The sequence below is a fragment of the Mycobacterium sp. genome (assembly GCF_049683935.1).
GTDB lineage: Bacteria > Actinomycetota > Actinomycetes > Mycobacteriales > Mycobacteriaceae > Mycobacterium.
In genome coordinates this window covers 1-10,583 of record NZ_JBAUJR010000500.1, presented here as the reverse complement: position 1 = coordinate 10,583, position 10,583 = coordinate 1, and the positions used below count along the sequence as shown (strand labels likewise).

Sequence of the window (10,583 nt, the reverse complement as noted above, 5' to 3'; positions counted from 1 at the left end):
GCGCTGGGCCAGCCGGGCAGCGAGGGCGGCCCCCGCGCTGCTTCCGGCCACTGCCAGAGCATCGGCATCGACGCCGAGGGCCGCTGCGCTGTCGGCCACCCACGCGAGGACGGCGATCGCGTCATCCAACGCTGCCGGGAACGGATCCTCAGGCGCCAGCCGGTAATTCACCGACACCACGGTGCACCGGCCACGGCGTGCAAGCTCGATGCACTGGCGGTGGTCGGTGTCGAGGTTCCCGAGCACAAACGCACCCGCGTGGCAGTAGACGACCGCGGGGGCCGGTGGCGGACCGCCGCGGTAGATCCGCACGGTGACGACCCTGCCCGCCTCGACTGCGACATCACGCTGTTCGATCTCGACACCCACGGTGTCTGCCGTGGCGGCCGTCTCCGCCCGCCGCTGGTTGAGCGAATCACGCACGGCCCCCAACACCGCCGGCGCCAGATCGGTGCGGGCCATGGCGAGGGGACGCAGCACGGGGTCGAGTCGGTCGGCGATGTCGCGCGCCGCGGGACGTTCCGTCATCGCCGCTCCTCCGTGTGCCGGGCGCCGACCCGAAGGTCCGACCGCGTGCGCGCATGCACTTGGGTATCGGAGAAGACGTAGTCCCCGGGCCGGAACCACCGGGTGAGTCTCCAGAAGTCGCGGGCGCTGCGTGGCCACTGTGTGACGACTCTGCCGTTGGCGGCCCGGAAGTAATTGCTGCACCGGGTCAACCACACGGTCCCCTGCATCCACGCGTCGACCCGGGTGATGAACTGCGACATCACCTCCGAGCGGACCTCGATATAGGTTTTGTCCCTGCGCCGCATGTACTTCAGTGCCCGCACGATATATCGGGCCTGCGCCTCGAGCATGAAGATGACACTGTTGGAACCGACATTGGTGTTGGGCCCGTAGAGCATGAAGAAGTTGGGGTATCCCGGTACGGACATCCCCAGGTAGGCGAAGGCGCCGTCGCGCCAGGTGTCGCTCAGCGCCGCGGCGTCGACCCCGCGCACGTCGATCTGCCCCAGGTAATCCGCCGCAGCGTAACCCGTCGCGCACAACACGATGTCGACGTCGAGCTCGGTGCCGTCCGCGGTCACCAGCGACCGGGCCCGCAGTGCGCGCGCCGGGCTGGACACCACCTCGACGTGCGACTGGTTCAGCGCTTTCAGATAGTCGGTGGCAAAAACCAGGCGCTTGCAACCGAACGGGTGCTCAGGGGTGAGCCTGCGAAGCAGATCCTCGTCGGTGATGGCGGCTTCCAACGCGCTCAGCGCGACACCCTTGAACTCCTGGGTCTTGTCACTGCCGTCTTCGATGACGGAGATGTTCGACTCGCTGCGAATCCACAGCCTGGCGCGATAGATCTTCTTGGCCAGCGGAATGTGTGCGAAGAGCCACTTCTCGCGCGCGGTGTAGGCCCGATCCGGTTTGGGGAGCACCCACGTGGGTGACCTCTGGACGGAGTACACCTTTGCGGCCCGCCTCGCGACCTCGGGAACCAGTTGTGCCGCAGTCGAACCCGTCCCGAGAATCGCCACTCTCGCGTCGGTCAGGTCCACCGAATGATCCCAGCGTGCCGTGTGCATGACCGTTCCGGTGAACGGCTGCTCTTCGGATAGGTCGGGCATCACCGGCTGGGTGAACAGCCCGACCGCCGACACCACGATGTCGAATTCGTACTCGTCGCCGCCGGCGGTGACCAACCGCCATGTCCTGGTTGCCGATTCCCATCTGGCCGAGACGACCTCGGTGTTCAGCACCAGGTTCGAGTCGAGCCGGTGACGCCGTGCGCAACGTTCGAAGTACTCGAGGATCTCCTGCTGCCCGGACCACAGCCTCGACCAGTGCGGGTTGAGATCGAACGAGTAGGAGTACAGGTGTGACTTCACATCGCAGGCCAGACCCGGGTAGGTGTTGATCCGCCAGGTGCCACCGACGCCGTCCTCGCGATCGAAGACGGTGAAGTCGTTGAAACCTGCTTTGCGCAGCAAGATTGCCAGGGCCATGCCGCCGGGGCCGGCACCGATGATTCCCACGGAGAGCGTCTTGGTCATGGGTTTTTCATCCGATCTGCAGAGATTGCCCACCGTCGATGACGAGCTCCGATCCGGTGATGAACGAGGCGTGTTCGGAAACCAGGAACGCCACTGCGTCCGCGATCTCGACTGGCTTGCCGATGCGGCCCATCATCGCGTTTGCAGACAGGCGCGACTGCGTGGCCTCGTCGAGCATCGGCGTCGCGACCGCACCGGGGAACACGGAATTGACCCTGATACCCGCGGACGCGAGTTCGGCCGCGGCGACCTGAGTGAGCCCCCGAAGAGCCCACTTCGACGACCCGTAGGCACCGTGGTTGGGGAACGGCCGGATCGCCCCGGTGCTGCAGGTGTTCACGATCGCTGCGCTCTCGGCCTGTCGCAGATGCGGTAGCACAGCCTGGATTCCGAGGAACGGCCCGAGGCAGTTGACCCGCCAGCATTCCTCGAACCCCGCCGCCGTCTCGTCGGACAGTGCAGCACGATGCAGCACGCCGGCATTGTTGACCAGGGTCGTGAGCCCACCGAATCGGTCGACGGCGGCTCGGACCGCCGCTGCCCATTGGTCGGCCGAGGTCACATCCAGTGCCACGGCGGTCACCCGATCGGCACCCAGCGCCGCTACCGTGTCTGCCAACTCCTCCGCGAGCAGGTCGCACGCCGCGACACGGAAGCCGTCCTCGATCAGACGGGCCGCGATGGCCGCGCCCTGACCGCGGGCCGCACCCGTCACCAGTGCCACCCGGTCGCCGGCCATCAGTAGGCCCCCGGCCGGTTCTCGGCTGGCTCGCGTCTGTCTGATGTCCCGAGTGCCTCGGCCAGGTGTGCGGCCGCCCCGCGGCGCAACGCCTGTGACTCCGATGCCAGCGTGATCATCCGAAATCCTCTCTGCACTGCGATGTTTCCGAGCCCGCCGGTACCGGCATGCACCCCGCTGATCAGCCCCGCCGCGGTGGCGGTGTGATGGATGTGCGCCATCGCGTCGCCGACTTCCTGGTGTGTCCAGGCGTCTGCAGGCCCATGCCCCATGGAGATGGCCAGGTCCGCAGGGCCGACGTAGACGCCGGTCACCCCCTCGACGGCGCAGATCTTGTCGATCGCGCCGACCGCCCGCGCCGTCTCGACCATCACGAACACCGATGCCCGCGCTTCGAGTGCGGCGAGGTCGGTCCCCATGCTCGCTCGCAGCGGCCCGAAGCTACGCACACCCCGCGGGGTGTATCGGGTCGCCGCGACCGCAGCGGCTGCCTGCGCGGCGGATTCGACCATGGCGATGACGACACCGTCGGCGCCCGCGTCGAGCACCCTGCCGATCGGAGCGGCGTCGGCGCCGGGCAGGCGTACCAGCGTGGCGATCGGGAGGTGTTCGAGCCTGCGCAGCATCAGAGCGACGTCAGCGTCGGTGAGATACCCGTGCTGGACGTCGAACCCGACGTAGTCGTAGCCGGCCTGGGCGAACTCCTCGGGCCCGAGAACCGTCGGTCCCACCACCCAGCCTCCCCACACCTGCGCCGTGGTGGCGAGGAGGTCCTGCAGTCTGCTCACCGTCAGTCGCCTCTCAGGACACGATCGCGATCTTGATGCGACCGGGAACCGGCCGGCACGCCAACTCGAATGCCGCTTGCACCTCATCGGCGACGAAGGTGTGGGTCACGTAGCGGTCGAGCAGACCCGGGTGCGTCCTCGCGAACTCGTCGGCCCGCTCGAGGACCCGCCGACGATCCAGCGTCACACCGGCTTTCAGGGTGAGATTGTTGCGCAGCATCGTGCGCATGCTGATCGGATAGCAGTCATCATCGGGCACCCCGAAATAGAAGACGGTGCCGCCGGGCGCACATGCCTCCACCGCGTGCGACAGCGTCGCGACCTGGTGACCCACTGCCTCGATCACGATGTCGGGCCTGTCATCCGCACCCAGTCCACTCACCCAGCGATCACTGGTCGCGCGCACCACACGGTCCACCCCGAATGCGGCGCCGGCGTCGGCGCGGTCAACCGGGTCGACCCCGGTGACATGGGCGGCGCCGGCGGCCTTGACGACATAGGAGAACAGCAGACCGATCGATCCCTGCCCGAGCACCGCGACGCGGCGGCCCGCGAGTTCGGGCAGTTGCTCCACGGCGTAGAGCACACACGCCAACGGCTGCAGCGCGGCGGCGTGCGCGGGACTCAGCGACGGATCGTAGGACGCCAGGCCGTCACCGTCGGCGACAACCTGCTCCATCAGCCCGTCGAAGCCCGATGCCCAGCCGACGACGCGGTCTCCCTGCCGATGTGCGGGATGACGGCTGGCCATGACTTCGCCGACGATCTCGTGGATCGGGAAGCCGTCCTTCTCGGCGGCGCAGGCGCCGGTGTCGCCGGGCAATCGCCCTTTGGATCCCCGGAATCCTGGCAGATCGCTACCGCAGACTCCCGCGGCGAGAAACCGCAACAGCACCTGTCCGTCGTCCAATGCTGCCGGTGAGCACTGTGGCACTTCGGTCTTCTCGAACGTGAACGGCGCGATCAGCCGGTGGGACCACACCTCACACCTCCACCGGGATCGTGTTCCATCCCCATTGGAAGCTCGACGGCGGCCGCAGCGCCGCCTCGGTGTCGACCCGGAATTCGGCCACCCGGTTGAGCCATTCGGTCACCATGATCGTGATCTCCAGGCGTGCGAGGTGGCTTCCCAGGCAGAAATGCTGGCCGCGGCCGAAAGCGAGCAGGCGCTCGATCGGGCGGTTCCAGACGAATTCGTCCGGGTCGGGGTACTCCCGCTCGTCCCGGTTGGCGGACGCGAGCAGGGAGATGATGCGCTGTCCCGGTTCGATCGTGGTGTCGTGCAGAGAAAATGGCCTGCGCAGCGTCCGGGCGAACCACTGCGCGGGTGCGCAGAAGCGGATCATCTCTTCGCGCGCGACGGTCACGTTGGTGTCCAGGTCCGCGCGGACCTCGGCGAGTTGGCCGGGCCGAGTGCACAATTCCCAGAGCCCGTGCGCGACGATCTTCGGGACGGTTTCGGTGCCGCCGATGAAGACGCCGAGCAATTGCACCGCGGTCTCCACATCGCTGAGCGCCGACCCGTCGGGAAGGCGGTAGGCCAGCAGGTTGTCGACGATCGGCACCTCATCGCCAGAGTCCGATCTCCTGCGCTGCACCACCGGCACCAGGTACTCCAGATAGCCCGGTCGGGCATTGGCGACCTCGACACCGCTGCCCGGTTGTGCGAGGCTGCCCGCGTTGACGGTGGCGAGCACATCGGCAGCGAGATCGGTGGGCAACCCGACGAGTTCGCAGACGATCGACGCCGCCACCATTCCGCCGTAGTCCTGGGTCAGGTCGAACCGGCCGCGCGGCAGTAGTTCGTCGAGACGTTCGTTGGCCAGGGTACGGATCCGCGCGGCCAGCTTCGAGACGTTCCTGGGACGGAACGGCGCAGCGGTGCAGCGGCGCACGTCGTCGTACATCGGCGCGTCGAAGTTCGCATGGAACGGCAGCGGATGGATCGGCGGATCGGGAACCGGCCCGTCATTGTGCTCGGCCAGCACGGCCGCCGAGGGAAGCGTTCCTTCTGAGGCGACGAACGTTCCGTCGTTGATCTCCAACACGTTCCAGATGTCGGAGAATCGTGACAATGCGTACATGTCCCACTGCTCGACGTAGTACACCGGGTGTTGATCACGCAGCACGCGGTAGAAGGGCAGCGGGTCGGCCATCACGGCCGGATCAAAGGGGTCGTAGAGGAAATGCTGTGTCGCAGCCATATCCGCGCTCACTGTAGCGGGGACGGCGGCAGCGCGGCGAGGATCGAGTCTTCCCACCCGTCGCGCAGTGCGGGCGCAACACTCATCCAGGTGACGATCTCCGCGGGCGGGCTGCCCTTCCACGACGGGTAGTGGTTCTCGAAGCAGTCCCAACCGCCTTCGAGGGCCCAGTAGTGGATCACCTCGTTGAATCGGAAGGTCGTGATGAACGAGCCGAGCCAGCGCTTGCCGGTGGATTCCGACCAGGGCACGTACAGGCGTTCGAGTTCACGGATGTAGTCGTCCTGGCGGCCGGGCTTGGTCTGCATGACCTCCTGGATCACCACCTCGGCCTTGAAGTCCGCGTCTCGCAGCTGGGCCAGTGTCCTGTTGCTGCGACCGGCATACATGATCCGGCCTTCTCCGCGAGCCCCGTTGTCGCGCAGGAACATCGCCCACTGCACGGCGTGGTCGCGGTGGCTGCCACCGGGTGCTTGGGCGCGCCCGATGCGTGCGTAGTCGGCGAATGCGTCGATCTCCCAGATGACGGTGACCTGAGGCCAGTGCCCGTTGAAGGGGGTCGTCTCCCACATCGCGAACAGCCTGGCGCCCAGTTCACTCATCATCGGCTCGTAAACGCCACTGAACTCGGAGAGGAACTGCTCGCCGCGCACCGATCCGAGGTCGATCGTCTCGTGCAGGTAGAGCAGGGTGTGGCTGTGGTACTTCTTCATGTTCACGATTGCCGGGTCCGGTCACCGACGGAGACACCGACGCTGCAGGTGGTTGACAGTGACACCCAGCGAGCGTGACACTTGTCGCGTGTTTTGTAAAGTCACTTGGTGCTCCGTCCCGATGCTCGTCGAGGTCCCCGCATGATGACGCTCACCTCGCTGGCCGAAGGCTTCTGCTTCGGCGAGGGGCCGCGTTGGTTCGAAGGGCTGGTGTGGTTCTCCGACATGCTCGGTGAGGCGGTACACACCGTGACGCTCAGCGGTGAGATGAGCACGCTGCCATTGACCGGACATGCGCCGTCAGGGCTGGGATTTCGACCCGACGGGACCCTGCTGATCGTGTCCACCGAGCGCAGGCAGGTGCTCGGCTACGACGGGGAGACGGTCAGCCTGGTGGCCGATCTGTCCGGGCTGACGTCCGCTCCTCTGGGCGATATGGTGGTCGACCGGCACGGCTGCGCCTACGTCGGTTCGCAGGCACGGTCGGGTGGGGTGATCGTGCGCATCGATCCGGACCGCGGCGTCGACCGGCGCGCCATCGTGGTCGCCGGCGATCTCGATTTTCCCAACGGCATGGTGCTGACCCCGGACGGCCGGACACTGATCGTGGCCGAGTCCACCGGCCGGAGATTGACTGCGTTCACCGTCGGGACCGATGGTTCCCTAAGCGAGAGAAGGGTTTTCGCCGACAGACTCAGCGGCCCACCGGACGGGATCTGCCTCGACGACGGCGGCGGGGTGTGGGCGGCGATGACACTGGCGCACCGGTTCGAGCGGATCGTGCACGACGGCGGCGTGGGTACCGTGACCGACCGGATCGACGTCGGCGACCGGATGGCCATCGCCTGCGCGCTGGGCGGCCCGGAAGGAAATCTGCTGTTCCTCGTGACCTCCACCGATGCCTACCCTGAACGTCTGATCGGGACACGACTGTCCCGATTGGACGCCACCGTCGTCGACGTCCCGGTCGCCGGGCAGCGCTGAGAGGTCGAGATGTCGGATTCCTACTACGAGTTGATCGACGGCGACCCTCTGGGGCAACGATTCGCAGCGACGGACTTCGTCCGCAGCACCTGGTCTGCCGCCATCCAGCACGCCGCCCCGGTGTCGGCGCTGCTGGTGCGTGGATTGCAACGGTGCGAGGCCCGCCCGGACACCCGGCTGAGCCGGGTGCTGATCGACCTGCTGGGGCCGGTACCCGCCGAGGGCGACCTGTGGGTGCGCGCGACGCGGGAGCGGTCGGGCCGCCAGATCGAACTTGTCAGCGCCGAGATGCTGGCGGTGGGCCCCGACGGCGAGCCGCGACCGGTGGCGCGTGCCAGCGGGTGGCGGCTGCAGACTCTCGACACGACGGCGGTCGTGCACGCCCCGGCTCCGCCGTTGCGCCCGGTGAGCGATGCGGTCAGCCGGGACATGACGAAGGACTGGGACCGCAACTACGTGCACAGCCTGGATTGGCGCTGGCTCACGACTCCGATGGGCGAAGGCCCCGGCGAGTCGTGGATCAAGCCGGTCGTCGATCTGGTCAAGGGCGAGTCGATGACACCGTTGGAGCGGTTGTTCGCCGTGGCCGACGATGCGAACGGGATCGGCACCAAGCTCGACATCCGTCGATGGACGTTCCTGAACACCGATCTGGTGGTCCACGTCCACCGGGTGCCCGGCGGTGAGTGGATCGGCATCCGCGCCGAAACCAACTACGGACCCGACGGGATCGGGACGACGATCGGGACGCTGTTCGACGAGCAGGGGCCCGTCGGCGCGATCCAGCAGTCGGTTCTGGTCCGCCCCCGCCAGTAAGCGCGCCCCGCGGAATAGCATTCCGGGCTGCGCTCGAGCCATTCCGAGCAGCCGGGAATGCTATTCCGCGGCAGGCACGCTCAGTCGCTGAGCGTCAACGCCGCCGCCGGGCACTGGGTGACGGCTCGCTGCATCCGGTCGCGGTCGGATTCGGGCCGCTCCGCGTCATGGATCACCACGATGCCGTCGTCCTGCACCTCGAACACCTCGTCGGCGATGGATTCACAGATGCCGTGCCCGGTGCACTTGGCGAGATCGACCCCGACCTTCATGGCCGCTCCCGAGGACTTGTCACCGGATGTGGGCACCGTCGCCGCCCGAAACCCAGAGGCGGGCGGGAAGTCCGAGCAGTCACACGATTAGCGTGACACTCGGACAATATTTTGTAAAGCTGTCACCATGCAACCGCCCGGGCCGGACACCTCGACCCGCGAACGAATTCTGGCGGCTACCGCAGAAGTGCTGGGCCGCAACGGTGCGACGAAGCTGTCGTTGTCCGAGGTGGCGCAGCAGGCCGGGGTCTCCCGGCCGACGCTGTACCGCTATTTCACCGACAAACGGGAACTGCTCGACGCCTTCGTCGTCTGGGAGAGGCGCTTCTACGAGCGCGCCATCGCCCGGGCCACCGCCACCCTGCCCGACTGCGAAAAGCTTGATGCCGCACTGCAGGTCATCGTCGAGCAGCAGCTGTCCTATCCGGGCCTGCGAATGGTCGACGTCGAGCCCGATCAGGTCATCAGACGAATGGCGCGGGTGCTGCCGTTGATGCGGGACCGCCTGGAGAGGCTGTGCACGGGACCCGATGCCGCCCTGTCGGCCGCGACCGCAGTTCGAGTGGCCATCTCACAGTATCTGGTGCGCAGCGACGACAGCGATGACTTCCTGGCCCAACTGCGCCACGCCGCCCGGGTGAGACATCACGCACCGGCGCCGTTGTGGGACGGCGAGATCGACGACCGCTGAGCCAGTTCGGCGAGCACAACCTCGGTGTGCTCACCGAGTTCAGGCGCACAGGAACGAACCTCCCACGGCGTGCCGGAGAAATCAGCGGGTGAGGCCACCATCGGCACGCTGGACTCGGCGTCGGGCACGTACACCACCCCGCCGGCGGCGTGGAACTGCTCGTCGGCTGCCACGTCCTCCATCGAATTGATGGGCGACCAGAACAGATCCGGCTGAGCGGCAAAGGCTTCGGCCCACCGGTCCAGTGGCCTGGTGGCGAAGATCGTGTCGAGTTCGCCGATCAGCTCCACCGCGTTGGCGGCACGCGCACGAGCGGTCGCGAATCGCTCGTCGGCCATCCAGCCGAGACGCTGCACGGCAGCGCACAACGCGGGCCAGTGACGATCCCCCTGCAGGCCGACCAGCCAGAACCTGCGGCCGTCCCCGGCGGTGTAGTTGTTCATGCAGGGATTACCCATCGACTCACGCCGGCCGATGGAGATCGAGTGGCCGGTGAGCAGAAACGTGTTCAGGTCGAAGCTCACCGTGTATGCGCCCTGTCGGTACAGAGATGTCGACACCAACTGCCCCACCCCGGTACGCCCCCGCGCGACGAGTGCCGCACACACTGCGCCGGCCAGAGTCATGCCGGCCATGTGGTCACCCATTCCGCCGCGCTGGAACGGCGGCGAGTCGCCCGGCCGGGTCAGCAGGTGTGCCAGGCCCGCGCGCGCCCAGAACGCTGCGACGTCGTAGGCGGCCCGGTCCGCATCCGGCCCTGCGGTCCCGTATCCGGTGATCAACCCGTAGATCAGCCGCGGGTTGCCGGTGGCCACCGCCTCGAAGTCCAGACCGATGCGCCGCAGCGCCCCCACCCGGATATTGGTCAGGAAAACGTCTGCGCCACTGATCAATTCCCGCGCCCGGGCCTGCCCGTCGTCGGTCGACAGGTCGAGCACGACGCTGCGTTTGCCGCGGTTGTCCATCTCGAACGGCGGGCTCACGTGGTGGCGGTCCTGCGGGCTGATGCCCAGCATCCGGCCGAACATCCGTGCGGGATCCCCGTCGGGAGGTTCGATCTTGACCACATCGGCACCCCAGTCCGCGAGGATGCCGCCGGCGGCGGGACCCGCCACCCACACCCCGAGTTCGACGACTGTGACGCCCTCCAACGGTCCCGCCATGTAGCTTCCTTATCCGCGGCCTTTACAACGGGCCGCACTCTTGTAAGCCTGATGGGGCTACAGGTCCAGCCTAGGGAGGCCAGCGGTGCCCGTCCTCGAAAATCGGATCGCGCCCGCCGTGGGCCTGGCGGCACACCTGAGCCGCGGAATGGGCCGGATCGCCAC

Annotated in this window: 12 protein-coding genes; 3 read left to right on the top strand and 9 right to left on the bottom strand. The window is 67.3% G+C overall.

Annotation, left to right across the window (positions count from 1 at the left end; all coding sequences use genetic code 11):
• From WA965_RS28645 to WA965_RS28615, 7 genes are all read right to left on the bottom strand, one after another.
• A partial coding sequence (locus WA965_RS28645) for an alpha/beta hydrolase (protein WP_526448276.1) occupies window positions 1–528 on the bottom strand: 528 nt, incomplete at its 3' end.
• Complete coding sequence (locus WA965_RS28640) at window positions 525–2,048, bottom strand: flavin-containing monooxygenase (protein ID WP_526297666.1); 1,524 nt, start codon at window positions 2,046–2,048, stop codon at window positions 525–527. The genes WA965_RS28640 and WA965_RS28645, both read right to left, overlap by 4 nt.
• A 7-nt stretch (window positions 2,049–2,055) precedes the next feature.
• Window positions 2,056–2,787 carry an SDR family NAD(P)-dependent oxidoreductase gene (locus WA965_RS28635; protein WP_526297664.1) on the bottom strand — a complete coding sequence of 244 codons (732 nt, stop codon included), beginning with the start codon at window positions 2,785–2,787 and terminating at the stop codon, window positions 2,056–2,058.
• Window positions 2,787–3,581 carry an HpcH/HpaI aldolase family protein gene (locus WA965_RS28630; RefSeq protein WP_526297706.1) on the bottom strand — a complete coding sequence of 265 codons (795 nt, stop codon included), beginning with the start codon at window positions 3,579–3,581 and terminating at the stop codon, window positions 2,787–2,789. The genes WA965_RS28635 and WA965_RS28630 overlap by 1 nt, the downstream gene beginning before the upstream one ends.
• Window positions 3,582–3,588: 7 nt before the next feature.
• Window positions 3,589–4,557 carry a zinc-binding dehydrogenase gene (locus WA965_RS28625; RefSeq protein WP_526297662.1) on the bottom strand — a complete coding sequence of 323 codons (969 nt, stop codon included), beginning with the start codon at window positions 4,555–4,557 and terminating at the stop codon, window positions 3,589–3,591.
• Window position 4,558: 1 nt separating this feature from the next.
• Window positions 4,559–5,779 (bottom strand): cytochrome P450, encoded by a 1,221-nt coding sequence (locus tag WA965_RS28620; protein ID WP_526448275.1) that lies wholly within the window; start codon window positions 5,777–5,779, stop codon window positions 4,559–4,561.
• An 8-nt stretch (window positions 5,780–5,787) separates the two neighbouring features.
• The gene (locus WA965_RS28615) at window positions 5,788–6,492 is read right to left on the bottom strand and encodes an NIPSNAP family protein (RefSeq protein WP_526297658.1); all 705 of its coding nucleotides are present in this window, start codon (window positions 6,490–6,492) and stop codon (window positions 5,788–5,790) included.
• 144 nt (window positions 6,493–6,636) lie between these two features.
• Between WA965_RS28615 and WA965_RS28610 the strand changes: the two genes are divergently transcribed.
• Both WA965_RS28610 and WA965_RS28605 read left to right on the top strand, forming a co-directional pair.
• Window positions 6,637–7,476 (top strand): SMP-30/gluconolactonase/LRE family protein, encoded by an 840-nt coding sequence (locus WA965_RS28610; RefSeq protein ID WP_526297704.1) that lies wholly within the window; start codon window positions 6,637–6,639, stop codon window positions 7,474–7,476.
• A 9-nt stretch (window positions 7,477–7,485) separates the two neighbouring features.
• Window positions 7,486–8,292 carry an acyl-CoA thioesterase domain-containing protein gene (locus WA965_RS28605; protein WP_526448274.1) on the top strand — a complete coding sequence of 269 codons (807 nt, stop codon included), beginning with the start codon at window positions 7,486–7,488 and terminating at the stop codon, window positions 8,290–8,292.
• Window positions 8,293–8,372: 80 nt separating this feature from the next.
• Here WA965_RS28605 and WA965_RS28600 read toward each other — a convergent pair whose 3' ends face one another.
• Complete coding sequence (locus WA965_RS28600) at window positions 8,373–8,564, bottom strand: ferredoxin (RefSeq protein ID WP_526302443.1); 192 nt, start codon at window positions 8,562–8,564, stop codon at window positions 8,373–8,375.
• Window positions 8,565–8,691: 127 nt separating this feature from the next.
• On the opposite strand from WA965_RS28600, the gene WA965_RS28595 reads away from it, so the two are divergent.
• Window positions 8,692–9,255: a TetR/AcrR family transcriptional regulator gene (locus tag WA965_RS28595; RefSeq protein WP_526302441.1), complete on the top strand. Its 564-nt coding sequence runs from the start codon at window positions 8,692–8,694 to the stop codon at window positions 9,253–9,255.
• Here WA965_RS28595 and WA965_RS28590 read toward each other — a convergent pair.
• Window positions 9,210–10,418, bottom strand: coding sequence for a CaiB/BaiF CoA transferase family protein (locus WA965_RS28590; RefSeq protein ID WP_526448273.1), 1,209 nt, complete (start codon window positions 10,416–10,418; stop codon window positions 9,210–9,212). The two genes, WA965_RS28595 and WA965_RS28590, sit on opposite strands and share 46 nt — an antisense overlap.
• Window positions 10,419–10,583: the final 165 nt, after the last annotated feature.